The sequence below is a fragment of the Streptococcus sp. bf_0095 genome, assembly GCF_004166885.1.
Lineage (GTDB): Bacteria > Bacillota > Bacilli > Lactobacillales > Streptococcaceae > Streptococcus.
In genome coordinates, this window is the sequence record NZ_RCYU01000003.1 from 143,602 (window position 1) to 170,047 (window position 26,446).

The 26,446-nt window shown below is 42.0% G+C and carries 24 protein-coding genes; 21 read left to right on the forward strand and 3 right to left on the reverse strand.

Annotation, left to right across the window (positions count from 1 at the left end):
- Positions 1 to 43: 43 nt before the first annotated feature.
- The 10 genes from EAI95_RS08235 to leuS all read left to right on the forward strand — a co-directional run bounded on the left by EAI95_RS08235 (position 44) and on the right by leuS (position 12,366).
- Positions 44 to 367 (forward strand): PTS lactose/cellobiose transporter subunit IIA, encoded by a 324-nt coding sequence (locus tag EAI95_RS08235; RefSeq protein WP_006595062.1) that lies wholly within the window; start codon positions 44 to 46, stop codon positions 365 to 367.
- Between the two features lie 10 nt (positions 368 to 377).
- Positions 378 to 689, forward strand: a complete 312-nt coding sequence (locus EAI95_RS08240; RefSeq protein WP_006595061.1) for a PTS sugar transporter subunit IIB — start codon at positions 378 to 380, stop codon at positions 687 to 689.
- An 11-nt stretch (positions 690 to 700) separates the two neighbouring features.
- Positions 701 to 2,002, forward strand: coding sequence for a PTS sugar transporter subunit IIC (locus EAI95_RS08245; RefSeq protein WP_006595060.1), 1,302 nt, complete (start codon positions 701 to 703; stop codon positions 2,000 to 2,002).
- A 141-nt stretch (positions 2,003 to 2,143) separates the two neighbouring features.
- Positions 2,144 to 4,582: a glycyl radical protein gene (locus EAI95_RS08250; RefSeq protein WP_006596971.1), complete on the forward strand. Its 2,439-nt coding sequence runs from the start codon at positions 2,144 to 2,146 to the stop codon at positions 4,580 to 4,582.
- A 15-nt stretch (positions 4,583 to 4,597) separates the two neighbouring features.
- On the forward strand, positions 4,598 to 5,266 hold the full coding sequence (locus tag EAI95_RS08255) for a fructose-6-phosphate aldolase (RefSeq protein ID WP_006595058.1): 669 nt from the start codon (positions 4,598 to 4,600) through the stop codon (positions 5,264 to 5,266).
- Between the two features lie 14 nt (positions 5,267 to 5,280).
- A complete protein-coding gene (locus EAI95_RS08260; RefSeq protein WP_006596970.1) occupies positions 5,281 to 6,372 on the forward strand; it encodes a glycerol dehydrogenase in 1,092 nt (363 codons plus the stop codon).
- 211 nt (positions 6,373 to 6,583) lie between these two features.
- Positions 6,584 to 6,724: a bacteriocin gene (locus EAI95_RS08265; RefSeq protein ID WP_006595056.1), complete on the forward strand. Its 141-nt coding sequence runs from the start codon at positions 6,584 to 6,586 to the stop codon at positions 6,722 to 6,724.
- A gap of 94 nt (positions 6,725 to 6,818) precedes the next feature.
- Positions 6,819 to 7,493: a type II CAAX endopeptidase family protein gene (locus tag EAI95_RS08270; RefSeq protein ID WP_006595055.1), complete on the forward strand. Its 675-nt coding sequence runs from the start codon at positions 6,819 to 6,821 to the stop codon at positions 7,491 to 7,493.
- Positions 7,494 to 7,680: 187 nt separating this feature from the next.
- A complete protein-coding gene (locus EAI95_RS08275; RefSeq protein WP_006595054.1) occupies positions 7,681 to 9,663 on the forward strand; it encodes a peptide ABC transporter substrate-binding protein in 1,983 nt (660 codons plus the stop codon).
- 201 nt (positions 9,664 to 9,864) lie between these two features.
- Positions 9,865 to 12,366, forward strand: coding sequence for a leucine--tRNA ligase (gene leuS / locus EAI95_RS08285; protein ID WP_129822700.1), 2,502 nt, complete (start codon positions 9,865 to 9,867; stop codon positions 12,364 to 12,366).
- Positions 12,367 to 12,567: 201 nt separating this feature from the next.
- Here the strand turns inward: leuS and EAI95_RS08295 are convergent, their stop codons facing one another.
- Positions 12,568 to 12,726 (reverse strand): class IIb bacteriocin, lactobin A/cerein 7B family, encoded by a 159-nt coding sequence (locus tag EAI95_RS08295; protein ID WP_023022132.1) that lies wholly within the window; start codon positions 12,724 to 12,726, stop codon positions 12,568 to 12,570.
- Between the two features lie 214 nt (positions 12,727 to 12,940).
- Positions 12,941 to 13,129 (reverse strand): class IIb bacteriocin, lactobin A/cerein 7B family, encoded by a 189-nt coding sequence (locus EAI95_RS08300; RefSeq protein WP_023022134.1) that lies wholly within the window; start codon positions 13,127 to 13,129, stop codon positions 12,941 to 12,943.
- 167 nt (positions 13,130 to 13,296) lie between these two features.
- Between EAI95_RS08300 and EAI95_RS08305 the strand changes: the two genes are divergently transcribed.
- The 7 genes from EAI95_RS08305 to EAI95_RS08340 all read left to right on the forward strand — a co-directional run bounded on the left by EAI95_RS08305 (position 13,297) and on the right by EAI95_RS08340 (position 22,035).
- Complete coding sequence (locus tag EAI95_RS08305) at positions 13,297 to 13,989, forward strand: gamma-glutamyl-gamma-aminobutyrate hydrolase family protein (RefSeq protein WP_023022135.1); 693 nt, start codon at positions 13,297 to 13,299, stop codon at positions 13,987 to 13,989.
- 145 nt (positions 13,990 to 14,134) lie between these two features.
- Entirely contained in the window at positions 14,135 to 15,520 is a 1,386-nt protein-coding gene (locus EAI95_RS08310) for a glycoside hydrolase family 1 protein (RefSeq protein ID WP_173018623.1), read from the forward strand.
- Between the two features lie 212 nt (positions 15,521 to 15,732).
- Positions 15,733 to 16,659, forward strand: coding sequence for an XRE family transcriptional regulator (locus EAI95_RS08315; protein WP_238662906.1), 927 nt, complete (start codon positions 15,733 to 15,735; stop codon positions 16,657 to 16,659).
- A gap of 188 nt (positions 16,660 to 16,847) precedes the next feature.
- Entirely contained in the window at positions 16,848 to 17,777 is a 930-nt protein-coding gene (locus EAI95_RS08320) for an ABC transporter ATP-binding protein (protein ID WP_129822702.1), read from the forward strand.
- Positions 17,770 to 18,648, forward strand: a complete 879-nt coding sequence (locus EAI95_RS08325; RefSeq protein ID WP_129822703.1) for an ABC transporter permease — start codon at positions 17,770 to 17,772, stop codon at positions 18,646 to 18,648. The genes EAI95_RS08320 and EAI95_RS08325 overlap by 8 nt, the downstream gene beginning before the upstream one ends.
- 263 nt (positions 18,649 to 18,911) lie before the next feature.
- Positions 18,912 to 20,720: a glutamine--fructose-6-phosphate transaminase (isomerizing) gene (glmS, locus tag EAI95_RS08330; RefSeq protein ID WP_129822751.1), complete on the forward strand. Its 1,809-nt coding sequence runs from the start codon at positions 18,912 to 18,914 to the stop codon at positions 20,718 to 20,720.
- Positions 20,721 to 20,985: 265 nt separating this feature from the next.
- A complete protein-coding gene (locus tag EAI95_RS08340) occupies positions 20,986 to 22,035 on the forward strand; it encodes an LLM class flavin-dependent oxidoreductase (RefSeq protein WP_006595044.1) in 1,050 nt (349 codons plus the stop codon).
- A 31-nt stretch (positions 22,036 to 22,066) separates the two neighbouring features.
- Here EAI95_RS08340 and EAI95_RS08345 read toward each other — a convergent pair whose 3' ends face one another.
- Entirely contained in the window at positions 22,067 to 22,888 is an 822-nt protein-coding gene (locus tag EAI95_RS08345; protein WP_129270415.1) for a Cof-type HAD-IIB family hydrolase, read from the reverse strand.
- A 319-nt stretch (positions 22,889 to 23,207) separates the two neighbouring features.
- Here EAI95_RS08345 and EAI95_RS08350 point away from each other — a divergent pair, with 319 nt between their 5' ends.
- From EAI95_RS08350 to EAI95_RS08365, 4 genes are all read left to right on the forward strand, one after another.
- Positions 23,208 to 24,209 carry a uroporphyrinogen decarboxylase family protein gene (locus tag EAI95_RS08350; RefSeq protein ID WP_006596959.1) on the forward strand — a complete coding sequence of 334 codons (1,002 nt, stop codon included), beginning with the start codon at positions 23,208 to 23,210 and terminating at the stop codon, positions 24,207 to 24,209.
- 18 nt (positions 24,210 to 24,227) lie between these two features.
- Entirely contained in the window at positions 24,228 to 24,428 is a 201-nt protein-coding gene (locus EAI95_RS08355) for a hypothetical protein (protein WP_006595041.1), read from the forward strand.
- A gap of 99 nt (positions 24,429 to 24,527) precedes the next feature.
- Positions 24,528 to 25,529, forward strand: a complete 1,002-nt coding sequence (locus tag EAI95_RS08360) for a uroporphyrinogen decarboxylase family protein (RefSeq protein ID WP_006595040.1) — start codon at positions 24,528 to 24,530, stop codon at positions 25,527 to 25,529.
- Positions 25,530 to 25,556: 27 nt separating this feature from the next.
- Positions 25,557 to 26,435 carry a transporter substrate-binding domain-containing protein gene (locus tag EAI95_RS08365; RefSeq protein ID WP_006595039.1) on the forward strand — a complete coding sequence of 293 codons (879 nt, stop codon included), beginning with the start codon at positions 25,557 to 25,559 and terminating at the stop codon, positions 26,433 to 26,435.
- Positions 26,436 to 26,446 lie beyond the last annotated feature (11 nt).

Sequence of the window (26,446 nt, forward strand, 5' to 3'; positions counted from 1 at the left end):
AGAAAAAGCGCTTTCATTAGATTGACAAAGGAGTGTAGTGCACATGGAAATAATTGTTGCAGACCAAATTATTATGGGCTTAATTTTAAATGCGGGTGATGCTAAACAGCATGTTTACCAAGCTTTATCATATGCTAAGGAAGGTGATTTTACATCTTCTGAAGGCGAAATTGCAAAAGCAGATGCAGCATTGCTAGAAGCGCATAACTTGCAAACCCAATTTTTAGCCCAGGAAGCAAGTGGGACAAAGACAGAGATTACAGCTTTGTTTGTGCACTCACAAGATCACTTAATGACTTCAATCACAGAGATTAACTTGATTAAAGAAATGATTGACTTACGAAAAGAACTTTCAGCGAAACAATAAGGAGGAAAAGATGATGAAAATTGGATTGTTTTGTGCGGCAGGATTTTCAACAGGAATGTTGGTAAATAATATGAAGGTAGCGGCTCAGGAATTAGGTATTGATGCTGAAATTGAGGCATATTCTCAAGCGAAATTAGCAGATTTTGCCCCAGAAATAGATGTCGCTTTGTTAGGGCCTCAAGTAGCTTATACTTTGGATAAATCAAAAGCGATTTGTGAGGCAAACCATATCCCTATTGCTGTCATTCCTATGGCGGATTATGGGATGTTAGATGGTAAGAAGGTACTAAATCTAGCTCTAGAATTGCTAGGAGAAAAATAAGGAGGCTTCCCATGTCTAATTTTAATTCTCAGAAAATTATCGCTCCAATCATGCGTTTTGTAAACATGAAAGGAATTATTGCTCTTAAAGATGGGATGTTAGCGATCCTTCCATTAACGGTAGTTGGTAGTTTGTTTCTGATTATTGGACAATTACCATTTGAAGGCCTTAATCAGGCTATTGCTAGTGTATTTGGCGATACATGGACAGAGCCATTTATGCAAGTTTATTCAGGAACATTCGCCATCATGGGCTTAATTTCTTGCTTCTCCATTGGGTATTCTTATGCTAAAAACAGTGGAGTAGAACCCTTGCCAGCGGGAGTTTTGTCCCTGTCTTCATTCTTTATCTTGTTAAAATCTTCTTATGTACCAGCTAAGGGAGAACCGATTGGCGATGCCATTTCAAAAGTATGGTTTGGTGGTCAAGGGATTATCGGGGCCATTATTATTGGTCTGGTAGTTGGTGCAATTTATACTGTGTTTATCCAAAGACACATTGTTATAAAAATGCCAGAACAAGTACCTCAAGCCATTGCCAAACAATTTGAAGCGATGATTCCTGCTTTCGTGATTTTCTTACTATCAATGATTGTCTATATCGTATCAAAAGTAGTGACAAACGGCGGTACCTTCATTGAAATGATTTATGATGTCATTCAGGTTCCTCTTCAAGGTCTAACAGGATCACTTTACGGAGCGATTGGGATTGCTTTCTTTATTTCATTCTTGTGGTGGTTTGGTGTTCATGGCCAATCAGTTGTCAACGGTGTAGTAACAGCCTTGCTACTTTCTAACCTAGATGCCAATAAATCAATGTTGGCAGCTGGGAAGCTATCCGTTGAAAATGGTGCCCACATTGTAACTCAACAATTCTTAGATAGCTTCCTTATTTTGTCTGGATCAGGTATAACCTTTGGGTTGGTTGTTGCCATGCTATTTGCTGCTAAGTCAAAACAGTATAAAGCTTTGGGGAAAGTTGCAGCATTTCCTGCAATCTTTAATGTCAATGAACCCGTCGTATTTGGATTTCCGATCGTAATGAACCCAGTTATGTTCCTTCCATTTATTTTGGTTCCAATTTTGGCTGCAATAATTGTTTATGCATCAATTGCTATTGGATTTATGCATCCATTCTCAGGTGTGACTCTTCCTTGGAGTACACCAGCCATTATTTCTGGATTTATGGTTGGAGGTTGGCAAGGTGCTTTCGTTCAAGTGCTAGTTCTTGCGACCTCGACTGTCGTATATTTCCCATTCTTCAAATTCCAAGATAATCTTGCCTATAACAATGAATTACAAGCTGAAAAATAGTGCGTTTATCATGTATGCACAGATGTGCGACTAGAATAGAATTTATATGTATAATTCATAATTCATTGAAATTCGTAAAATTTAATGCTACTATAGTTACGAAAGAAAACAAAATAATTTCAAAAGAAAGGTTTTGAAAAAATGAAACAAGTAGAAGTAGCAAGTACAAGCATTAAAACAGAATATTTTGGAAGCCTCACTGAACGCATGAATAAGTATCGTGAAGATGTCTTAAATAAGAAGCCTTACATCGATGCTGAACGTGCTGTTCTTGCAACTAAGGCATATGATCGTTATAAGGAACAACCAAATGTTCTTAAACGTGCCTATATGTTGAAAGAGATTCTTGAAAATATGACAATCTACATTGAGGATGAATCCATGATTGCTGGAAACCAAGCATCCTCTAATAAAGATGCTCCGATTTTCCCAGAATATACTTTAGAGTTCGTTCTGAAGGAATTGGATCTTTTTGAAAAGCGGGATGGTGATGTCTTCTATATTACGGAAGAAACGAAAGAACAGCTCCGTAGTATCGCACCGTTCTGGGAAAATAATAACTTACGTGCAAGAGCTGGCGCTCTTCTACCTGAAGAAGTATCTGTCTATATGGAAACAGGATTCTTCGGTATGGAAGGGAAGATGAATTCAGGAGATGCCCACTTAGCAGTCAATTATCAAAAATTATTGCAATATGGCTTGAAAGGTTTTGAAGAAAGAGCTCGCCAAGCTAAAGCAGCCCTAGATCTAACGGATCCAGCTAGCATTGATAAGTACCATTTTTACGATTCAATCTTTATCGTAGTTGATGCTGTTAAGACCTATGCTCAACGATTTGTGGAACTTGCTAAACAACTTGCTGAAACAGCAACTCCTGAACGTAAGAAGGAATTGCTTGAAATTGCAGAGATTTGCTCGAAAGTTCCATACGAGCCTGCAAGTACATTTGCAGAGGCTGTTCAGTCTGTTTGGTTTATCCAATGTATTCTTCAGATTGAATCAAATGGACACTCACTTTCATATGGCCGTTTTGACCAATATATGTATCCATACGTTAAAGCTGATTTGGAAAGTGGACGGGAAACTGAAGAGAGTATTGTTGAACGCTTGACTAACCTTTGGATTAAGACTATTACAATTAACAAAGTACGTAGTCAAGCACATACCTTCTCATCTGCAGGTAGTCCGCTTTATCAAAACGTTACGATTGGTGGTCAAACACGTGATAAGAAAGATGCCGTCAATCCATTGTCTTATTTGGTGTTGAAGTCAGTTGCTCAAACTCACCTTCCTCAACCAAACTTAACTGTTCGTTATCATGCTGGTCTGGATGCCCGCTTCATGAACGAATGTATTGAAGTTATGAAGCTCGGATTTGGTATGCCTGCTTTCAATAATGATGAGATTATTATTCCATCCTTTATTTCAAAAGGTGTTCTTGAAGAAGATGCTTATGATTACAGTGCAATTGGTTGTGTAGAAACAGCTGTTCCAGGTAAATGGGGATATCGCTGTACAGGTATGAGTTATATGAACTTCCCTAAAGTTTTGCTCATTACGATGAATGACGGAATCGATCCTGCTTCTGGCAAGCGCTTTGCACCAAGCTTTGGTCATTTTAAAGACATGAAGAGCTTCGATGAATTGCAAACTGCTTGGGACAAGACTTTGCGCCACTTAACCCGCATGAGTGTGATCGTAGAAAACTCTATCGACCTATCTCTTGAAAGAGAAGTGCCAGATATCCTCTGTTCAGCTTTGACAGATGACTGTATTGGACGTGGAAAACACCTAAAAGAAGGTGGAGCTGTCTACGATTATATTTCTGGTTTACAAGTGGGTATTGCAAACTTATCCGATTCACTTGCAGCAATCAAGAAACTGGTATTCGAAGAAGGACGCTTAACGCCACAAGAGCTATGGCATGCTCTGGAAACCGATTACGAGGGCGAACGTGGAAAAGAAATCCAAGAGATGCTTATCCATGATGCACCGAAGTATGGAAACGATGATGACTATGCGGACAGCTTAGTTCGAGAAGCATACGATATTTATGTGGATGAAATTGCTAAATATCCAAATACTCGATATGGACGTGGGCCAATCGGAGGAATTCGTTACTCAGGTACATCTTCTATTTCAGCCAATGTAGGACAAGGTCGTGGAACATTAGCCACTCCGGACGGTCGTAATGCCGGGACTCCACTTGCAGAAGGATGCTCTCCATCCCACAATATGGACCAACATGGCCCAACATCTGTTCTAAAATCTGTCTCTAAATTGCCAACAGATGAAATTGTTGGTGGTGTTTTACTGAACCAAAAAGTAAACCCACAAACTTTATCCAAAGAAGAAGATAAATTAAAACTTATTGCTTTACTCCGTACGTTCTTTAATCGTCTACATGGATACCATATTCAATACAATGTGGTTTCTAGAGAAACGTTGTTAGATGCTCAAAAACATCCGGAAAAACACCGTGACTTAATTGTACGTGTTGCTGGCTACTCAGCCTTCTTCAATGTACTATCAAGAGCAACACAAGATGATATTATTGGACGGACAGAGCATACTCTATAGTAAAGAGGTATGTATATGGAATTTATGCTTGATACTTTAAATTTAGATGAGATAAAAAAGTGGGCACGAGTGTTACCCCTTGCTGGGGTAACTTCGAACCCAACAATTGCTAAAAAAGAAGGGAACATTGATTTTTTTGATCGTATCCATAAGGTGCGGGAAATCATCGGAGGATCTCCTTCCATCCATGTTCAAGTTGTCGCAAAAGATTATGAAGGAATTTTAAAAGATGCGGCCGAAATTCGAGAACAATGCGATGAAAATACCTATATTAAAGTTCCAGTAACACCTGAAGGACTTGCTGCAATTAAAGTGTTAAAAGCAGAGGGTTACAAAATTACTGCAACAGCAATCTATACTGTTTTTCAAGGACTGTTAGCTATTGAAGCAGGAGCCGACTATTTAGCACCTTATTACAATCGTATGGAAAACTTAAACATTGATTCAGCTCAGGTTATTTCTCAGTTAGCGAGTGCCATAGAGCGTAATCATTCATCAAGCAAAATTCTAGCAGCTTCCTTTAAAAATGTGGCTCAAGTTAATCGAGCATTTAAAGAAGGAACACAAGCAATTACGGCAGGGGCAGATGTCTTTGAAGCAGCTTTTGGAATGCCTTCTATTCCAAAAGCAGTAGATGACTTCGAGGCAGATTGGTCAGCTGTTCATCATAAGAATACAATTTGATAAAGGAGGAGTGTATGAGAAATTTTGCCAGCCCATCCCGTTACATTCAAGGTGAAAATGCTTTATTTGAAAATGCAAAACCTATTTTAGAACTGGGGAGTCATCCCGTTTTACTCTGTGATTCAGTAGTCTATGATATCGTAGGGGAACGTTTTGAAAAGTATCTCCTTCGGTATGGCTTTACAGTCTTGCCAGTGTTCTTCAACGGTGAAGCTTCTGATAATGAAATCAATCGTGTGGTCAGTCTGGCAGAAGAAAATGGCTGTGACTTAGTCATCGGACTTGGTGGAGGAAAGACCATCGACAGTGCAAAAGCCATTGCTGATCTTTTAAAATCACCAGTTGTCATTGCTCCGACTATTGCATCTACAGATGCTCCGGTTTCAGCCTTGTCTGTTATTTATACGGATGAAGGTGCCTTTGCTCGCTATATCTTCTATTCTAAAAACCCAGAATTGGTCTTGGTAGATAGTAAAGTCATCTCTCAAGCACCAAAACGTTTGCTTGCTTCTGGTATCGCAGATGGACTAGCTACTTGGGTCGAAGCGCGTGCGGTAATGCAAGCCAACGGAAAAACCATGCTAGGCAAACACCAAACTCTAGCTGGTGTGGCGATTGCGCAACGTTGTGAAGAAATCTTATTTGCTGATGGTCTCCAAGCCGTGGCTGCTTGTGAAGCTAAAGTGGTGACGCCTGCATTAGAAAACATCATCGAAGCCAATACCCTTCTCAGTGGGATTGGGTTTGAAAGTGGTGGCTTGGCAGCAGCTCATGCCATCCATAATGGCTTTACGGCCCTTACTGGGGATATCCACCATTTGACTCACGGTGAAAAAGTAGCCTATGGAACCTTGGTTCAATTGTTCTTGGAAAACCGTCCAAAAGAAGAATTGAACAAATACATTCATTTCTATCAACAAATTGGCATGCCAACGACTCTGAAAGAAATGCATCTTGAAAATGCAAGCTACGAAGATCTTCTCAAGGTTGGCCAACAAGCAACCATTGAAGGAGAAACCATTCACCAAATGCCATTCAAGGTACAAGCATCTGATATTGCTCAAGCGATTGTAGCAGTAGATGCTTATGTCAAGTCCTTAGGCTAATCAAAGAAATACAGAAACCATCGCCTGTTGGCGATGGTTTTTTTGATGGTTGTTCGTTTTCGTTTAATTTGGAGATGTATACTTCTGAATTAAGAGATTCTCCACCCACATAGCTGAAAAATGCAACCATATAGAAAAAAGAAAAGGCAAAGGCTCCAATCTTTGATAGACTCAGGAGGTAGCGTTACAAATACAAATTGGAGGAAATGAAATGACAGAATGTAGTCAAAAAGAATTGGCACAGATTGTAGGAGGAGGAGGTTCTCGCCCAAATGTGGTTCAAGGTCAGTCAGATAAGATTGAGATTGGACGTCCTGGATTTGTGAAGCGACCACCGCTCGCTCGTATTTAAGACATGATAGAGTTCTAGGATGAAGTGTTCTGAGAGTTAGATCTTAAGGCAGATTGGAACTCGGTAGAAAGGATTAAATGAAAGGGTAAATGCAATGAGTAAGACAGACAGATTGTTTCAACTAGCGACAATTGGAATTCTCTGCATCAATTTTGCGCTTTTTAACGTGGGACTCCCAACGGATTTAGTGGGCCACCTATCGGATGATTCTTATTATGGCTTGCTCCTCTTGTTGATAGGATTGATTGGGGGGGTAGCCGTTACACTCTTGGTAAAGAGTCGTCGCTGGGACTTGTACGGGAAATTCACCTTTAAAGCTTCCTATTTGGCGGTGTTTGTGCTTGTTTTTCTTGCTCACTTTTTATGGGATATGTTTTCTGCAGCGGTATTTCCGCCCACTAAGAATTCCATAGCCCTTGCAGAAATATCTAGTGATTTGTCAGGCTGGGCCTTGGTGTTGATACGCTATGTCTATGCCTGCTTGCTGGCTCCCATTGTGGAAGAGCTAGTTTTTCGTGATTTGGTCATGACGGCTTTGGCACCTTATCAGAAGTATAAGCTGGATATGCTTGTTTCGGCCTCCTTGTTCAGCCTCTCGCATGTCTGGCAGCATGGCTGGGATTTGCCAAGCTTTATCGTCTACTTGGTACCGGGCCTGCTATTTTGTGCGGTCTTGCGTTATACCAAATCGATTTACTGGGCTATCCTTCAGCATGCCTCTTGGAATAGCTTCCTTACCCTCTTATCCCTCCTGGTCAGTGGGATTTAAGTAAGGGGAAGGAGTGGCAGGGGCCTTTATCCATCATCAAAGAAGCAGTCAAAACTGCTTTTTTGCATGCAGTCAAAACAACTATTTTTTCTAACTTTTGAAATATTATACAGTTAAGCGTTTACATTTTTCCGTAAAGTGCTATAATTTAATATGAAGAATAACATTTTATACAGAGGTGATCCATATGAAAAAAGGGAAGCTACTCTTAGCCACCGGCGCTCTGCTTTTGTCTGTAAGCGCACTGGTAGCCTGCTCACAAGGAGGGAAATCTTCAAGTTCGGACAACCAGGTCTTTAGTTATGTATATACGCAAGATCCGGATACTTTGGATTATTCACTCTCTAATAAACGGTCAACTTCAGAATTTACAGGTAATGCTGTGGATGGTTTGTTAGAAGTTGACAAATACGGCAACTTAATCCCATCTCTTGCTAAGGATTGGACTGTTTCAAAAGATGGTCTGACCTATACCTATAAACTTCGTAAAGGGGTTAAATGGGTGACCGCTGAAGGGGAAGAATTCGGAGAAGTTAAGGCCCAAGACTTTGTGACGGGGCTTCAGCACGCAGCGGACAAGAAATCTTCGGCCCTCTATCTCGTCCAACAATCTATCAAAGGGTTGGATGATTATGTCTCAGGGAAAACCAAAGACTTCTCAACAGTTGGTATCAAAGCTGTCGATGACTATACGGTTCAATACACCTTGAACCAACCAGAAAGTTTCTGGAATTCAAAAACCACCATGGGCATTTTGATGCCAGTCAATAAAGAATTCTTAGATTCTAAGGGAGATGACTACGGTCAAGGTACGAACCCTTCTAGTATTCTTTATTGTGGTCCTTATTTGATTAAAGCTATCACCTCTAAATCTGTTGTGACGCTTGAAAAGAACCCAACCTATTGGGATGCTGATAATGTAAAAATTTCTAAGGTTAAGCTGACCTATTATGATGGACAAGATTCAGAATCTTTGATCCGTGGATTTGATAACGGAGACTATACCTTTGCCCGTGTCTTCCCAAATGGCTCTAACTATAAGAGTGTAGAGAAGAAACACAAAGATGACATTGTCTTCAGTGACCAAGGATCCTCTACTTATAACTTGTCTTTCAACATTGACCGTCAAGCTTATGAGATTACGACTAAAACTACAGATGCTCAAAAGAGCTCAACCAAGAAAGCAATCTTGAATAAAGACTTCCGTCAAGCCATTATGTTTGCCTTCAACCGCAAGGCCTATGTAGCGCAAGCCAATGGGGAAGCATCTGCAGACAAGGTCATCCGCAACACCTTCACTCCTCCAAACTTTGTTCAAATTGATGGCAAAGATTTCGGTGAGTCTGTAGAGAAAAACTTAGAAGAATATGGTGATGAATGGAAAGGTGTTTCTGTCGAAGATGGAAAAGATACCCTTTACAATCCAACCAAGGCCAAGGAAGAGTTTGCCAAGGCCAAAGAAGCTCTTCAAGGCCAAGGGGTAGAGTTCCCGATTCATTTGGACCTCCCTGTTTCATCCACCTATACAGAAGGAGTCAAGCAAGCTCAATCCTTTAAACAGTCGATCGAATCTACCCTAGGAGCAGAAAATGTCGTCATCGACTTGAATATGGTATCTGAGGACGATCTTAATCGAGTGACCTACTTTGCTGAAAATGCTTCTCAACAAGACTGGGATTTGAACAACAACTTGGGTTGGGGTCCAGACTATACCGATCCATCTTCTTACCTAGATATCACAAACTCTAAGAATGGTGAAAATGCAAATTCTTACTTCGGATTTGATGCTGGTACTAATAACGCAGCTGCTAAAGAAGCTGGTTTTGATGAATACGATCAATTGATTGAAGATGCACATAATGAAACAAAAGATGTCAATGACCGCTATGAAAAATATGCTAAGGCTCAGGCTTGGTTGACTGATAGTGCCCTCTTAATCCCGATTCATTCAGATGGTGCCTCTCCAGGTGTTCGTAAGACAGTTCCATACACAGCTGCCTTTGCTTGGACAGGACACAAGGGTCAAACCTTCAACTACAAGTACTTGGAATTGCAAGACAAAGTTTTGACAACCAAGGAGTACGATGAAGCGCGTGAACAATGGAAGAAAGAAAAAGAAGAATCCAATAAGAAAGCTCAAAAAGAACTAGAAAGTCACGTAGAAGACTAGGAGTTTAAGAGCGATTGTATATTGAACAGGGAAGAGAGTGGGACAGAAATCGGTAATTCGTTAGAATTTGATTTCGTCGTCCCACCTCCGCAGACAATTGAGAGGCTAGGACTTTGTCCCAGCCTCTTTTTGGTGGATAGAACCTTTAAAAATCCCCTAAAAATGGTATAATAGGAGCATCACGAAAATTGGAGAGACAGCATGAGTTTTTACAATCATAAAGAAATCGAGCCTAAGTGGCAGAAACACTGGGCTGACCATCACACCTTTAAGACAGGAACAGACGCTTCAAAACCTAAGTTTTATGCGCTTGACATGTTCCCTTACCCATCTGGAGCGGGTCTTCACGTAGGACACCCAGAAGGTTATACGGCAACAGATATCCTTAGCCGTTTCAAACGTGCCCAAGGCTACAATGTCCTTCACCCAATGGGATGGGATGCTTTTGGTTTGCCTGCTGAGCAATATGCCATGGATACAGGGAATGACCCAGCAGAATTCACAGCAGAAAATATTGCCAACTTCAAACGCCAAATCAATGCGCTTGGCTTCTCTTACGACTGGGACCGTGAAGTCAATACGACAGATCCGAACTACTACAAGTGGACGCAATGGATCTTCACTAAACTTTACGAAAAAGGTTTGGCTTATGAAGCTGAAGTGCCAGTAAACTGGGTTGAGGAACTAGGAACAGCCATCGCTAACGAAGAAGTCCTTCCAGATGGAACATCTGAGCGTGGTGGCTATCCAGTTGTCCGCAAACCAATGCGCCAATGGATGCTCAAGATCACTGCCTATGCGGAGCGCTTGCTCAATGACTTGGATGACCTGGATTGGCCAGAATCTATCAAGGACATGCAACGCAACTGGATTGGGAAATCAACTGGTGCCAATGTCACCTTCAAAGTGAAAGGTACAGATAAGGAATTCACCGTCTTTACGACACGTCCAGATACCCTTTTTGGTGCGACCTTCACTGTTTTAGCGCCTGAGCATGAACTAGTAGATGCTATCACAAGTCCTGAACAAGCTGAGGCTGTGGCTGACTACAAACACCAAGCCAGCCTCAAGTCAGATTTGGCTCGTACCGACCTTGCCAAGGAAAAAACAGGGGTTTGGACTGGAGCTTATGCTGTAAACCCTGTTAACGGTAAAGAAATCCCAATCTGGATTGCGGACTATGTTCTTGCTAGCTATGGAACAGGTGCTGTTATGGCCGTACCTGCCCACGATGAGCGTGACTGGGAATTTGCCAAACAGTTTGACCTTCCAATCGTAGAAGTGCTTGAAGGTGGAAACGTAGCAGAAGCTGCCTACACAGAAGATGGTCTTCACGTCAATTCTGATTTCTTGAACGGGCTTAACAAAGAAGAAGCGATTGCTAAAATTGTCGCTTGGTTGGAAGAAAAAGGCTTTGGTCAAGAAAAAATCACTTACCGTCTTCGTGACTGGCTCTTTAGCCGTCAACGTTACTGGGGTGAACCAATCCCAATCATCCATTGGGAAGATGGGACTTCAACAGCTGTTCCTGAAAATGAACTCCCTCTTGTCTTGCCAGTCACCAAGGACATCCGCCCTTCAGGTACTGGTGAAAGCCCATTGGCTAACTTGACAGACTGGCTGGAAGTGACTCGTGAAGATGGCGTCAAAGGTCGTCGTGAGACCAACACCATGCCACAATGGGCTGGTTCAAGTTGGTACTATCTCCGCTATATCGACCCACACAACACAGAGAAATTGGCTGATGAGGACCTTCTCAAACAATGGTTGCCAGTCGATATCTACGTGGGTGGTGCAGAACACGCCGTTCTTCACTTGCTTTACGCTCGTTTCTGGCATAAATTCCTCTATGATATCGGTGTCGTTCCAACTAAGGAGCCATTCCAAAAACTCTTTAACCAAGGTATGATCTTGGGGACTAGCTACCGTGACCACCGTGGGGCTCTTGTAGCGACTGACAAGGTTGAAAAACGTGACGGTTCCTTCTTCCATGTGGAAACAGGAGAAGAGTTGGAACAAGCACCAGCCAAGATGTCGAAATCCCTCAAGAATGTGGTTAACCCAGACGATGTGGTGGAACAATACGGTGCCGATACTCTTCGTGTCTATGAAATGTTCATGGGACCACTTGACGCTTCCATCGCTTGGTCAGAAGAAGGCTTGGAAGGAAGCCGTAAATTCCTCGACCGTGTTTACCGTTTGATTACAAGCAAAGAAATCGTTGCGGAAAACAATGGTGCTCTGGACAAGGTTTATAACGAAACTGTTAAATCTGTCACAGAGCAAATCGAGTCGATGAAATTCAATACAGCCATTGCCCAACTCATGGTCTTTGTCAATGCCGCTAACAAGGAAGACAAACTCTATGTGGATTATGCCAAAGGCTTTATCCAATTGCTTGCCCCAGTTGCGCCTCACTTGGCAGAAGAACTCTGGCAAACAGTGGCGGCAACAGGTGAGTCCATCTCTTACGTAGCTTGGCCAACATGGGACGAAAGCAAATTAGTTGAAGACGAAATTGAAATCGTCGTCCAAATCAAAGGTAAAGTCCGTGCCAAACTCATGGTTGCGAAAGACCTTTCACGCGAAGAATTGCAAGAAGTCGCTCTGGCTGACGAAAAAGTTAAAGCAGAAATCGATGGCAAAGAAATCGTGAAAGTGATTAGTGTACCAAATAAATTGGTTAATATTGTTGTGAAATAAGGTTAAAAGAGGCTGGGACAAAAGTCCTAGCCTCTTAATTGTCTTTGGATTGTCGAGCAAGACGCAGTGGTTGAGTGGACTCTACTAGGCTGATTTCATCAGCTTTTACAGCCCGACTCAACTGTGCGGAGGTGGGACGACGAAATCGAATTCTAACGAATGACCGATTTCTGTCCCACTCTCTTTTCAACTCTTTTCTTTTTAACGACGTCGGGCCAAGTCAGCCCCAAATTTATAACCTGCATTAAAGACGGAAACGAAAAAGTTTGCAACTCCTGAAATAGCTACGATTTCAGCTAGGCCAATACCGCCCCGGGTGTTTTCCAATTCTTCAGTGGTTAAAAGTTGTAGATTATTCATTGCTTTTCTCCTTTCTGAGTTCTCTATATGCCATGCTCAGGATCCAAATAATAAGAATCCAAGAAAGTAAGTCACTCACTCCGGAAGTTTCAAAAGGGAGTGTGAGATAATGAAGGTCGTGTAGGATTTGTAGAACTGCTAAAAAGATCCTAGACAAAAGTAAAGTAGATATCGTGATGATGTGGAATAGGTGTCTTTTTTTCATCGTTCATACCTATGGACGGTTGGCTAGATATCCTAGACCTACTCCAGCAGCAAAAACTAGTCCGATACTACCGACAGCAGCTGTGGCAATTTTCCATGTAGCTACCCCTGCAACTACAGCTGGGATAAATCCCCCTTGAATAGTGGCTAGTTCATGATCTGATAGTATGTCATCAGAATGAATAGAAATTGTGTTCATATATTTTCTCCTTTCTTTGAAGAAAATTGATTCTTCACATATATTATTCGTAAAAATTCTGGAAAAACTCTCATTATTTGAAAATACATGAAAAAAGTTGAAAGTCGTCTTCAGAGTGTGATAAAATAAGGAACTATATTAGCTATGAAGAGATTGGAGAACGAGCAATGAAGAAACCAGTGATTGGGATAACGGGTAATCAACGCCCTTTTCGTGAAGAAGAAGGAATGTACCTCAGCTATACACCGACAGGCTTTGTCCAGGGAGTTCAAGAAGCAGGGGGCATCCCTCTGATCCTTCCAATTGGAGATCCTACAACGGCTGGCCACTATATTTCCTTGATTGACAAGTTGATTATCACAGGTGGTCAGCATGTTTCTCCTCAGTTTTATGGAGCAGAGAAGGAGATTGTCAGCGATGATTACTTGCTCGAGCGCGACCTTTTCGAGTTGGCTTTGATCAAGGAAGCGGTAGCTGCTAAGAAGCCTATCTTTACGGTTTGCCGAGGTATGCAACTATACAATGTAGCTATGGGTGGGACGCTTTACCAAGATATCGACCACCACTGGCAGGAAAATCCTGCTAGCGAAGCCAGTCATTCAATCGAAACTGTCGAGGGGACCATTTTGCGAGACTTGTTCGGAGAAGTTGGTCAGATCAATTCCTACCACCATCAAGGGATCAAGGATTTAGCCCCTCATCTAGAAGTGATTGCTGTTAGCCCCGAAGATCAGATTATCGAAGCGGTTCAATCATCCTACGGGACAGCCTTTTTAGGGGTTCAGTGGCATCCGGAACTGCGTTACCAGATAAGCGAGGGAGACAAGGCTCTCTTTGATTATGTCGTCAATCAATTATAATGGAAACAAAACACGCTAGAAATCGGGTCTTTTGATAGCTAGCGTGTTTTTCTATAATCTGCGTAAAAATGACTGAAAATAGTCTCTAGGAACCGCGCTGAAAGGGAGTATAATAGAGAGGAAGACAATGAGAGAGGATAAACACATGATTAAGTTTCCAAAAGATTTTTTATGGGGGACATCGACATCTGGCCCACAGACAGAAGGGCGTTTTACCGGAGATGGTAAGGGTGACAACCTCTGGGACTACTGGTACCAAGTAGAGCCTCATCGCTTTCGTTTTCAAGAAGGCCCCGGTTTAACTTCGACCTTTTATGAAAATTGGGAAGAAGACATTGAGCTTCTAGTCGAGACTGGGCATACCGCCTTTCGGACTTCTATCCAATGGTCTCGGATTTTCCCTGAGGGTCGTGGAGAAGTCAATCCAGTAGGAGTGGCCTTTTACCGCCAAGTATTTGAACGCATCAAGTCCAAAGGCATTCATTTGATGGTCAATCTTTATCACTTTGATCTTCCTTTTACCTTGCAAGAACAAGGAGATGGTTGGGAGAACAAGGAGACGGTCTACGCCTATCGCGACTACGCTCGTTTCTGCTTTGAAACCTATGGGGACTTGGTCGATCAGTGGATTACCTTTAATGAGCCCATTGTTCCTGTAGAGTTTGGCTATTTTTATGATGCCCACTACCCACATAAGGTGGATGCTACTGCAGCAGTCAAAGTCGCCTACCATACTCAGTTGGCAAGTAGCCTTGCTGTTAAGGTTTGCCATGAGGTGGATCCAAACTATCGAATCGGAGTAGTGTTGAACTTGACGCCAGCCTATCCGCGGAGCCAACATCCAGCAGATGTCAAGGCAGCACGAATCGCTGAACTCTTCCAAGCCAAGTCTTTTCTTGATCCGTCTGTGCTTGGGACTTACCCATCAGAGTTGGTAGAGATTCTGCGAGAGCGCGATCTCTTGCCAGAAGTAGATTCAAGTGACTTAGGGCTGATAAAAGAACATACAGTTGACTTCTTAGGGGTCAACTATTACCAACCAATGCGGGTCTCTGCGCCTCGTTATGCGCCAAACCCAGAGTCTCCTATGCTAGTTGAGCAATTCTACGAACCCTATGTCATGCCAGGAAGAAAGATCAACCCACACAGAGGCTGGGAAATCTATGAGCAGGGCTTATATGACATTGCGCAAAACATCAAAGAAAATTATGGCAACATCGAGTGGCTCCTAACAGAGAATGGAATGGGAGTTGAAGGGGAAGAAAAATTCCGTCAAAATGGGGAAATCCAAGATGACTACCGGATTGACTTCGTCAAAGACCACTTGCGTGAGTTGCACCGGGCTATTCAAGAAGGGGCCAACTGTAAGGGCTACCTCATGTGGACCTTTATTGACTGCTGGTCTTGGCTCAATGGTTATAAAAACCGCTACGGTCTCGTCGAATTAGACCTAGCCACTCAAGAAAGACGCCTGAAAAAATCGGGCCATTGGTTCCGTGAGTTGAGCCAGCAGAATGGATTTGAAGAGTAAGTTTTTGAGGATTCTGATATCTAAGTAGGATAGAACCCGATTATTTCAGTAAATGACTGACTAGTTTTATTTTCGGAAGTGTGGAACTCCATCAGATGCAGATGTTTCTGACGGCATTCTTCATTTCCGATTTTTCATTTAGTGCTGGAAAAGGTTCAAAACCCTTCAACTTCAATATGTGCTATAATGAAATCAGAAGAAAAGGAGCTTGTATGATGGATTTTAAAACAGAACTAGGACAAAAAGTACAAACTCTACGTGAAAGTAAGGGATTAAGTAGACAAGCAATCTGTGGTATTGAGGACCTATTAACGACGCGCCAACTCCAGCGAATTGAAAAGGGTCAGTCTTTGCCAACGATTGCAACAGCGAAGTATATTGCTGAACAACTAGGTGTCTCCCTAGATACGCTAACGAATCAAACTAGTTTGGAATTGCCTGCAGAATATCTGAACCTGAAATATCAACTACGAACGTTATACCATTATGGAGATCAAGATCGTCTTCATCGGCATGAAGAAATTATTGAGGATATTTACGAAAACTATTTTGATAACCTGCCAGAGGAAGAAAAACTGTCTGTCCAGGTCGCCCAAGCCACGGTTGATATGATTGGATCCAAAAATCCTTCTTTTGATCAAGGTTTATTAGATGAGTATCTAGAGCAAGCCATGAAGAAAAAAGAGTTAAGTCTCAACGATGTGGAGATTATCAAATTGCGCTTGCTTTCTTTGGCTTTGGGAGCCTTTGATCAAGATGAATTTATACACTTAGTAGAGAAAATCCTACTTGCGATAGATTATTTCCCCTTATCAGAGTTGGAAATACTACAAAACACTCTTATCTCAGCTGCAGGTGTGTTAGCCCATTATGGGATATACGACAGATTGCCAGACATTGTTAAAGCCTTAAATGATATTATGACAAAGAGACATGATTTTCAGGATAATATTTTTGTTTATGCTTTAAATTGGAAAGTTGCTTTATTTATAGAAGATGACTTAGAAAAAGCAAAAAATGATTATCAAAAAGTATGCTTGATGGCTGATTTGTTATCTGAGGATCTAGTGAAGAGAAACATGCAAGAAGAGTGGAAAGAGGACCTTGCCAAAAAAGGTCTAAACTACACTGAGGTATAGTGAAGTATTTATCCTTTCGTCTGTTGTTCTCAAAAAAATATAAAATGAATATTGAAAACCTGTGAATCTTCACAGGTTTTTTTGGTGAAAATGATGGTTAGACTGGACATGAATGTCCTCACGTTAGAGGATAGAAATTGGATATACTGAGAGTACAAGGAAAGAAAAAAGGATCTTGGTGTCAGAAAATGGAAATTAGATTACACAATGTAAAGAAAAGCTATGGTTCCTTTGAGGCTTTGAAAGGAATTGATTTAGTTCTTGAGGAAGGTAAATTTTATGGACTTCTTGGACCGAATGGGGCTGGAAAAACAACGCTTTTTAATTTGTTGATTCAGAATTTCAAGCCAAGTTCAGGAGAGATTTTTTGGGAAGTAGATGGAAAATCATTGTCAACGAAAGATTTTTATCGACATATCGGTATTGTATTTCAAAGCAATCGTCTAGATGATAACTTAACGGTAGAGGAAAATTTGATTTCGCGTGGAGCCTTGTACGGCTTATCAAAATCACAAGTACAAACGCGTATTAGAGATCTGCAATCCTATTTGGATGTAGCCACTCTTAAAAAGAAAAACTATGGCAGTTTATCAGGAGGACAAAAACGAAAAGTAGATATTGCCCGAGCGTTATTGCCACAACCGTCTTTACTGTTGTTAGATGAGCCGACAACTGGTTTAGATCCACAATCTCGTCATGATTTATGGGATGCAATTAATCAGTTGAATAAGAAAGATAATATGACTGTCGTTCTAATTACACACTATTTAGAAGAGATGGCTGCTTGTGATATTTTAAATGTTTTAATTGAAGGGAACCTGTATTATTCAGGAGATATTGCCAATTTTATTAAACAGCATTCAACCACTAACCTGAATCTCACTTTAAAACCTGGTCAATCAGTAAAATCGTTATCTGTATCTAAATTTGTAAAGAAGTGTCAGATCCTTTCGGAGGCAGAAGTCGTATGTAAGGATGTTTCCGTTGAAGAGATGATGGAAATTATTGCAGAAAATCAAGGAAAATCAATTATTGAAACATTTAATGTTGAATATTCAAATTTAGAAGCAGCTTATTTGAATTTACTAAAATCTAAAGGAGGAGAAGGGGATGCTTGAATTAATTTCTAGAAATCGGAAAGTCTATACACGAGATCGATTAGCTTTCTTTATGTCCTTCTTATCAGTCATCATCTTGATCTTGGTTTATCAAGTCTTTTTAGGACAAATTCAGATTGATGCCATCAAGGAGGCTCTGAATAGTGATACCGCCTCTACGGATACCATCCAGATGGTCAATTATTGGCTAATCTCAGGTTTAACGACCATTATCTCAATGACCAGTACTCTTGGTGCATTTGGAGTAATGGTTTCGGATAGAGAAAAGAAGTTGAGTGAAGATTTTAAAGTCAGTCCAATTTCTAACTTTAAAATTGAACTATCGTATGCGATCTTTGCGATTTTATTTGGGATTATTATGACCATGTTCTCTTGTATCTTTGCAATTGGTATGTTTAATGGATTCAGTTCTCTTCTTGACTTTTCAACGATGGATTACTTATCTATTTTAGGAGTTGTTTCAATGGGAACTGTACTAGCTGCAACTATTATTCTTCCAATTTTAGCTTTTATTCGAACCAGTTCAGCCTTTACAACTTTGAGTACAATAGTTGGAACTTTTATCGGATTCATTTCAGGTGTTTATCTTTCGATTGGATCCGTAGGAGAAAGCTTGCAACAGGTCATGTCCTGGTTCCCTTTGACACAAGTGAATGCACTACTAAAACAGATTTTAATGAAAGATGCAATTAGTAAAGTCTTTGATCATGCACCGTCTACAGTAATTACGAACTACAAAGAATCTTATGGGATTATCTTGCAAAATGCGAGTGGGGAACATCTATCGAATCACTTCATGCTTGCTTATCTTTCGATTGTTATAGTTGTTTTGCTGGGAGTTGATTTGATGATTAAAAAGATCAAAAAATGAAGTGAAACTTATACAATTACTCGATAGGCATCTAGATCAGTTGAAATCAATTACTATCTTAAATGAAGCCAATCATCCTACCCTATCAATCAACGTGTTGATAGGTTTTTCTTAACTCTTTCTTAACTAGACCAATTTCTAGTATTTTTTAGGTTGACAAACAGGAAAAAGCATTGTATACTGACTCCACTGATGATTTTTCTATCAAATCAGACTATACCAATTTTAAGGAGAAAGCACAGCTGGTCTGTGTCGTATATACTATGTGTGGAATTGTTGGTGTTGTTGGAAATACAAATGCAACGGATATTTTGATTCAAGGGCTTGAAAAGCTCGAATACCGTGGTTATGATTCTGCGGGGATTTTTGTCCTAGGTGGTGCTGAAAACCATCTGGTCAAGGCTGTAGGTCGTATTGCAGAATTGTCTGCCAAGACAGCTGGTGTTGAGGGAACAACTGGTATTGGACATACTCGTTGGGCTACTCATGGGAAACCAACGGAAGACAATGCTCACCCACATCGCTCTGAGACAGAACGTTTTGTCTTGGTGCACAATGGGGTGATTGAGAACTATCTTGAAATCAAGGAAGAATACCTTGCAGGGCACCACTTTAAGGGGCAAACAGATACTGAAATCGCCGTTCACTTGATTGGGAAATTTGCGGAAGAAGATGGCTTGTCAGTACTTGAAGCCTTTAAAAAGGCTCTTCACATCATCCGTGGATCTTATGCCTTTGCCTTGATTGACTCTGAAAATCCAGATGTCATCTACGTGGCCAAGAACAAATCACCACTTTTGATTGGTCTTGGAGAAGGCTATAACATGGTCTGCTCAGATGCTATGGCCATGATTCGTGAAACCAACCAATATATGGAGATCCATGACCAAGAGTTGGTAATTGTGAAAGCTGATAGCGTTGAAGTGCAAGACTACGATGGCAACAGCCGTGAGCGTGCTAGCTACACTGCTGAACTTGACTTGTCAGATATCGGTAAGGGAACTTACCCTTACTACATGCTCAAAGAAATTGATGAGCAACCAACTGTGATGCGTAAGCTCATTCAAGCCTACACAGATGAGGCTGGTCAAGTAGTGGTAGACCCAGCCATCATCAAGGCTGTTCAAGACGCTGACCGCATCTACATCCTTGCAGCTGGAACATCTTACCACGCAGGATTTGCTTCTAAGAAGATGTTGGAAGAATTGACGGATACACCAGTTGAACTGGGTATCTCCTCTGAGTGGGGTTATGGGATGCCACTTCTCAGCCAGAAACCACTTTTCATCTTTATCAGTCAATCTGGTGAAACAGCTGATAGCCGTCAGGTTTTGGTTAAGGCCAATGAAATGGGAATCCCAAGCTTGACAGTGACAAACGTGCCAGGATCAACCCTTTCACGTGAAGCCAACCATACTATGTTGCTTCATGCAGGTCCTGAAATTGCTGTAGCATCAACTAAGGCTTATACAGCCCAAATCGCAGCCCTTGCTTTCCTTGCAAAAGCGGTTGGTGAAGCAAATGGCAATGAAAAAGCCAAAGCTTTTGACCTGGTTCATGAGTTGTCTATCGTGGCTCAGTCTATCGAGTCAACCCTTTCAGAAAAAGAATTGATTGATGCTAAGGTTCGTGACCTTCTTGAAACAACACGCAACGCCTTTTACATCGGACGTGGTCAAGATTATTATGTAGCCATGGAAGCCAGTCTCAAGCTCAAAGAGATTTCTTACATCCAATGTGAAGGTTTTGCGGCTGGAGAGCTCAAGCACGGAACCATTGCCTTGATTGAGGATGGAACACCTGTTTTGGCCCTCTTGTCAGACCCAGTTCTTGCTAACCACACTCGTGGAAATATCCAAGAAGTGGCAGCGCGTGGTGCTAAGGTCCTCACCATCGCAGAAGAAAATGTTGCCAAAGATACAGACGATATCGTTCTTACGACCGTACACCCTTACCTCTCACCAATCTCAATGGTCGTACCAACACAATTAGTCGCTTACTTTGCAACCCTCCACCGTGGACTTGATGTAGACAAACCACGGAACCTTGCTAAATCCGTAACAGTAGAATAATCTAAGAGAGAGCGGGACAGAAATCGGTAATTCGATAGAATTCGATTTCGTCGTCCCACCTCCGCACAGTTGAGTAGGGCTGTAAAAGCTGATGAAATCAGCGTAGTAGAGCCCACTCAACCACTGCGTCTTGCTCGACAATCCAAAAACAATTGAGAGGCTAGGACTTTTGTCCCAGCCTTTTTTTAATAAGCAAATTTTTTGCAATTATAACTAATTAGTGATAAAATCCCAAAATAACTAATAATGAAACGAGTAAATCAGTATGGTAGAATTAGGAATTTCAACATTTGGTGAAACAACAGCCTTAAATGGGACTGGACAAGTATACAGTCATGATGAACGAATCCGTCAGTTGGTGGCAGAGATAGAGTTGGCTGATAAGGTTGGTTTGGATGTGTATGGCATTGGGGAGCATCATCGGGAGGACTTTGCGGTATCAGCGCCAGAGATTGTCCTTGCAGCTGGTGCGGTGAATACCAAGAAGATTCGTTTGACCAGTGCTGTCAGCATCCTCTCGAGTATGGATCCCATCCGTTTGTTCCAACAATATGCCACCATCGATGCCCTTTCAAACGGACGTGCGGAGATTATGGCTGGGCGTGGTTCATTCACCGAGTCCTTTCCTCTGTTTGGCTATGACCTGAAAGACTATGAAGCCCTCTTTGATGAAAAATTGGACCTGCTTCAGCTGGCAAATGAAAGCACCAAAGTGAACTGGCGTGGACAATTGACCCAAAGCATTGCTGGAAAAGAAGTCTATCCACGTCCAGTTCAGGAAAAATTGCCTCTGTGGGTAGCGACAGGAGGGAACGTTGAGTCAACCATCAAGATTGCCCGTGCTGGTTTGCCGATTGTCTATGCGATTATCGGTGGCAATCCTCGCTATTTTAAAAAGTTGATTCAAGCTTATCGTGAGATTGGAAGCGAAGCGGGTCATGCTGACAAAGACTTGAAAGTGGGAGCCCATTCTTGGGGGTGGATTGCTGAAGATGGCGAGCAGGCAGTGAAAGATTATTTCCATCCGACCAAGCAAGTGGTGGATGCGATTTCTAAAGACCGTCCGCACTGGCAGGAATTGCGTTATGAGCAATATCTTGAGCAGGTGGGGCCAAATGGCGCTATGTTTGTGGGAAATCCAGATCAAGTAGCAGAAAAAATGATCCGTATGATTGAGGATTTAGGCTTGGATCGCTTTATGTTGCACTTACCGCTTGGTTCTATGCCACATGATCAAGTTCTTCGAGCTATTGAACTTTTTGGAACGCAAGTCGCACCAAAAGTGCGTGCTTACTTTGTCATGAAAGAAGGGTAATAAAAACCCATGAAGGAAGAAACTTCATAGGTTATTTGTTTGATGGTGGTAAGACATACTCTTGGATTGCTTTTGCTACGCCGTGCTCTTGGTTGCTACTGGTGACAACTTGAGCTTCCTTTTGGACGGCTTCAGGAGCATTTCCCATGGCAACTCCAAGTCCAGCCAGACGAATCATGGGGAGGTCATTGAAGTGATCCCCGATGGTCATGACCTGTTCTAAAGGGACCTGGTAATAAGCAGCCAGTTCAAGGACAGCATCTCTTTTTGAGACGGACTTGGCGGTGACTTCTAGGTAGTTTTCCTTTGAAAGGTAGAAAGCAGTCTGAGGAAATTCTTGTGGATCCAGCTTCTGATAGAGTTCTTGAATGTTCTGAGTATCGCCGATCAAGAGCAATTTATGTAGATGGAGAGCATCGTCAGAGAGGGTCTGAGAAAGGGGCTGTATCTGTGGCGTCTCACCAGTAATCGAAGCCTCAACTTGGGTCCACTGGTCCTCTCTGGAGTTAAACCAGACTGACCCACTATAACAATTAATCGAAATGCTGGAATCTAGTTCTTCCACACGATGGAGGAAGGTGCGGATCTCATCTTTGTTCAGGCTGTGTTCAAATAGAATCTCTTCTCCCTTGACGATGAGAGCTCCATTATAGCAAGCGATTGGTTCCTGGTGGACGCCCAATCTTCTTGCGATAGGAGCAATCCCGATAGGAGAACGAGCCGATGCCAAGATAAAAGGAATCTTTTTTTCTTGGAGCTTGGGGATGAGTTCGATGAGGTCGGGATCGACCTGATGCTGCTGGTCCAGAATGGTTCCGTCAATATCACTGACAATTAAACGAATGGAAGACATAGGCACCTCCTTTTTCTTTAGTATACCATATTTTAGGAGAATGAAAAGGAGGGGTATAGTTGATTCTTATAACGGGGTCAAGTAATTTTCAAAGTAGGTTCCTTTCTTCAAAAATAAAATAATAGATCAGAATGCGCGCAAGGCTTTATTTTCAAGGGCTTGCGCTTTTTTTGATACCTACCTCAATAAAGAAATTTTAAGGCCTTGATAGGGAAAATATATTAGTCAGCTACTTTTCGAGGTGATATCATGGTTACAAATTTCAGAAGGGCAGCAATCAGTCTTCCTTTTGGAGAAGAGATTGAGGAGGTTTCACGGTATGAGTAAAAAAGAATTGGTTCTTCGTGCCATTCGAGGCGAAGCAGTAGAGCGAATTCCTGTAGGATTTTGGCTCCATTATGTGACCCAAGAAGAAAAAGAATTGGGTCTAGACAATCCGGCCGTACTTGAAAAAAGTATCAAAGGACACCAACACTATGTTGAAGAAATTTCCCCTGATTTTGTCAAGATTATGAGCGATGGCTTCTTCCGCTATCCGAGTGCTCTTTATTCGAGAGAGATCACATCAATCCAAGAATTAAAGGATATTCAGCCCATCGGAGAGCATCATCCTTGGATTGAAAAACAAATTGAAGTGGTCAAGGAAATTCGTTCTCATTTTCATGAGGAGATTGCTTCTTTCTACAACATCTTCTCGCCCATTTCTTATTTGAAACGCTGGTTCCGGACAGATCATTCTCGCGGGGATCAAGTGATTGCGGACTTTATCAAGGAAGATCCAGAAACCTTGGCCCATGTACTTGATGTCATTGCTGAAGATATCGCTATTCTTAGTCGCCGCTTGATCCAAGAAGCGGGAGTGGAAGGGATTTACTTCTCAACTCAGCAGATCCAAGATGAGCGCGTGACAGATGAAGAATACCGCAAGATTATTGAACCGAGCAGTATCGCTGTCCTAGAAGCGGCCAATGAAGCGGGTGGCATCAATATCCTTCATATCTGTGGCTTTGAAGGAGCTAGCAATGAAGTGGAACTCTTCAAGGATTATCCAGCTCAGGTTATCAACTGGGCGACCCATCATGAAGGGATCAGCTTAGCAGAGGGGCGCAAGCTCTTTGGCAATCGCGCCGTCTTGGGTGGCTTTGTCAATGGTAAGAAAGGCTTGCTCTACCAAGGGGAACGAGCAACTATCGAGCAAGAAACCCGTCGCTTGGTGGCAGAAGCTGGAAGTCGCGGTTTGATCCTTGGAGCAGACTGCACCGTGCCAGACGATTTCCAATTGGAACGTCTTGATTGGGTGCGCCAAGCAGCTGTCTTATAAAAGAGAAAGGAGAGGGAGATGAAAAAAATCAATATTTGGTGTCTGATGCTGGTAGCTTTATTCCTAGTCCTAGGACTCGCAAAAGTTGCTGCCGCTAGCAGTCAAGAGGAAAGCAAAACGGATCCGGATGTGGAAAGACTGGAGAAAATTCCAGCTCATAGTCTCTCCCTCATTCGCCCGTCTGATCTAGCAGGAGTCCTGCTCCTAGAAGATCAGTGATAAAAAAAGATGAAGGGCTTGATAAAAAATATATATTAGTCAAATAAAAGTCCAAGTGTTAAGATAACTAGCAAGAAAAGAATAGAACGAGGTAAGAACATGTCCACAAAAAGAGAATTAGTTTTAAAAGCTTTCAGAGGGGAAGCGGTTGACCGTGTGCCAGTTGGCTTTTGGCATCACTTTACAAGGGAAGAAGAATGGTTGAAAGGTTTTTCCAATCCTGAAATTATTGAAAAAAACCTCAATGGTCATAAAAACTTCCTACACAAGGTCAAACCAGACTTTGTCAAACTCATGAGTGATGGCTACTTTGCTTATCCAAACCCAGCTATTTACAAGGGCCTTGAAAACATCTCGGATTTAGCAGGGATTGAACCCCTTGGAGCAGATCATCCATGGATCACAGAGCAGGTAGAATTGGTCAAAAAAATTCGCGCTGGTTTTGAAGAGGACATTGTAGCAATCTACAACATCTTTGCTCCAGTGACCTACTTCAAATGGTTGGTCGGAGAAGTGTCAGGTGGAGATGACTTGATCGCCAACTTTATCGATCAAGATGCAGCCACTCTTAAAAAAGTATTGGATACCATTGGCCAAGATATTGCAAGTTTGAGCCAACGAATCATTAAAGAAGCTGGAGCAGACGGGATCTACCTCAGTGTTCAAAGCATCCAAGATGCGCGTGTCAGTCAGGAAGTTTACAAACAAGTCATCGCGCCTAGTGAACTCCATGTCTTAGAGACAGCTAAGGAAGCCGGTGGCGTAAATATTCTTCATATCTGTGGCTACGAAGGAGCTCGCAATGATATCCATCTCTTCACAGACTATCCAGCCCCAGTCATTAACTGGGCAGTCGGACCCGAAGGGATTAGCCTAGCAGAAGGACGCGAAATCTTCGGTGGACGCACGGTTCTCGGTGGTTTTGAAAATGGCAAAACTGGTCTTCTCTACACAGGAGACAAGGCTGCCATCCAAGCAGAAACCAAACGCATCATAGCAGAGACAGGAACCACAGGCTTGGTCATCGGTGCGGATTGTACTATCCCAAGTGACATTGATGAAGAACGAATCGAATGGGTTCGTGAAGCTGCAGCAGAATAAGGAAAATAGAAAGCGAGAAAAGAGAATATGAGTAAAAAAACATGGATTATCGGTGGGGTGGCTGTTCTTGCCCTTGCAGGTGCAACGATTATTGGTCGAAGCTTGAACCACGCAAACGACAGCAAAGAATCAACAGGATCTAATAAAGTAACAACCTTGAAAGTGGCCCACACGCAAAACTACGTGCCGTATGATTTCGTTGATGAAAAAGGGGAATCAGATGGCTATGAAGTAGCTGTGCTCAAAGCTATTGACGAAAAGCTACCAGACTACAAGTTTGAGTATACTGGAACGAGTGACGACGACCTCTTGATTGGTCTAGAATCTGGTAAATACGATATTGGAACCAAAGGAGCTTGGTATACCGAAGAACGCGCCAAGAAATTTATCATTCCAAAAGAACCAATCGGAGCCAGTATCATCGGATTTACCGTACGGAAAGAAGATGCGGATAAATACAAGAACATCGATGATTTTGCTAAAGAAAAAGGAAAATTGGTTCCAATTTCACCACAAAATGCCCAATGGAATGTCATCAAAGAATACAATGAAAAGCATAAGGACCAACCAATCGAATTAACAGCTGCAGAATCTTTCAAAGTCGCAGATGCCTATGCTTGGGTTCTGGAAGGACGTTACGACGGCTTCTTTGACATCAAACTTTCCTTTGAAAAAGCTGTCACAGATAAAGATGGTTCTTACCACCAATATGCAGACAAACTGAGCTGGTTTGCCTACAAAGGAATTCCAACTTACCCATTGATTCATAAGGATAAGAAAAACGAAAAATTTGCGGAAGCCTACAGCAAGGCCATCAAAGAATTGGAAGAAGATGGGACGCTTGCTAAACTATCCGAAAAATATTTCGGTGAAGATGTCTTCAGTTATGTAGATAAAGAAAAATAAGAAGAAACTGG

Excerpts from the sequence above, each read along its gene's own strand:
- EAI95_RS08235 (WP_006595062.1), top strand. The coding sequence starts at position 44 with ATGGAAATAATTGTTGCAGACCAAATTATTATGGGCTTAATTTTAAAT.
- EAI95_RS08240 (WP_006595061.1), top strand. The coding sequence starts at position 378 with ATGATGAAAATTGGATTGTTTTGTGCGGCAGGATTTTCAACAGGAATG.
- EAI95_RS08245 (WP_006595060.1), top strand. The coding sequence starts at position 701 with ATGTCTAATTTTAATTCTCAGAAAATTATCGCTCCAATCATGCGTTTT.
- EAI95_RS08250 (WP_006596971.1), top strand. The coding sequence starts at position 2,144 with ATGAAACAAGTAGAAGTAGCAAGTACAAGCATTAAAACAGAATATTTT.
- EAI95_RS08255 (WP_006595058.1), top strand. The coding sequence starts at position 4,598 with ATGGAATTTATGCTTGATACTTTAAATTTAGATGAGATAAAAAAGTGG.
- EAI95_RS08260 (WP_006596970.1), top strand. The coding sequence starts at position 5,281 with ATGAGAAATTTTGCCAGCCCATCCCGTTACATTCAAGGTGAAAATGCT.
- EAI95_RS08265 (WP_006595056.1), top strand. The coding sequence starts at position 6,584 with ATGACAGAATGTAGTCAAAAAGAATTGGCACAGATTGTAGGAGGAGGA.
- EAI95_RS08270 (WP_006595055.1), top strand. The coding sequence starts at position 6,819 with ATGAGTAAGACAGACAGATTGTTTCAACTAGCGACAATTGGAATTCTC.
- EAI95_RS08275 (WP_006595054.1), top strand. The coding sequence starts at position 7,681 with ATGAAAAAAGGGAAGCTACTCTTAGCCACCGGCGCTCTGCTTTTGTCT.
- leuS (WP_129822700.1), top strand. The coding sequence starts at position 9,865 with ATGAGTTTTTACAATCATAAAGAAATCGAGCCTAAGTGGCAGAAACAC.
- EAI95_RS08295 (WP_023022132.1), bottom strand. The coding sequence starts at position 12,726 with ATGAATAATCTACAACTTTTAACCACTGAAGAATTGGAAAACACCCGG.
- EAI95_RS08300 (WP_023022134.1), bottom strand. The coding sequence starts at position 13,129 with ATGAACACAATTTCTATTCATTCTGATGACATACTATCAGATCATGAA.
- EAI95_RS08305 (WP_023022135.1), top strand. The coding sequence starts at position 13,297 with ATGAAGAAACCAGTGATTGGGATAACGGGTAATCAACGCCCTTTTCGT.
- EAI95_RS08310 (WP_173018623.1), top strand. The coding sequence starts at position 14,135 with ATGATTAAGTTTCCAAAAGATTTTTTATGGGGGACATCGACATCTGGC.
- EAI95_RS08315 (WP_238662906.1), top strand. The coding sequence starts at position 15,733 with ATGATGGATTTTAAAACAGAACTAGGACAAAAAGTACAAACTCTACGT.
- EAI95_RS08320 (WP_129822702.1), top strand. The coding sequence starts at position 16,848 with ATGGAAATTAGATTACACAATGTAAAGAAAAGCTATGGTTCCTTTGAG.
- EAI95_RS08325 (WP_129822703.1), top strand. The coding sequence starts at position 17,770 with ATGCTTGAATTAATTTCTAGAAATCGGAAAGTCTATACACGAGATCGA.
- glmS (WP_129822751.1), top strand. The coding sequence starts at position 18,912 with ATGTGTGGAATTGTTGGTGTTGTTGGAAATACAAATGCAACGGATATT.
- EAI95_RS08340 (WP_006595044.1), top strand. The coding sequence starts at position 20,986 with ATGGTAGAATTAGGAATTTCAACATTTGGTGAAACAACAGCCTTAAAT.
- EAI95_RS08345 (WP_129270415.1), bottom strand. The coding sequence starts at position 22,888 with ATGTCTTCCATTCGTTTAATTGTCAGTGATATTGACGGAACCATTCTG.
- EAI95_RS08350 (WP_006596959.1), top strand. The coding sequence starts at position 23,208 with ATGAGTAAAAAAGAATTGGTTCTTCGTGCCATTCGAGGCGAAGCAGTA.
- EAI95_RS08355 (WP_006595041.1), top strand. The coding sequence starts at position 24,228 with ATGAAAAAAATCAATATTTGGTGTCTGATGCTGGTAGCTTTATTCCTA.
- EAI95_RS08360 (WP_006595040.1), top strand. The coding sequence starts at position 24,528 with ATGTCCACAAAAAGAGAATTAGTTTTAAAAGCTTTCAGAGGGGAAGCG.
- EAI95_RS08365 (WP_006595039.1), top strand. The coding sequence starts at position 25,557 with ATGAGTAAAAAAACATGGATTATCGGTGGGGTGGCTGTTCTTGCCCTT.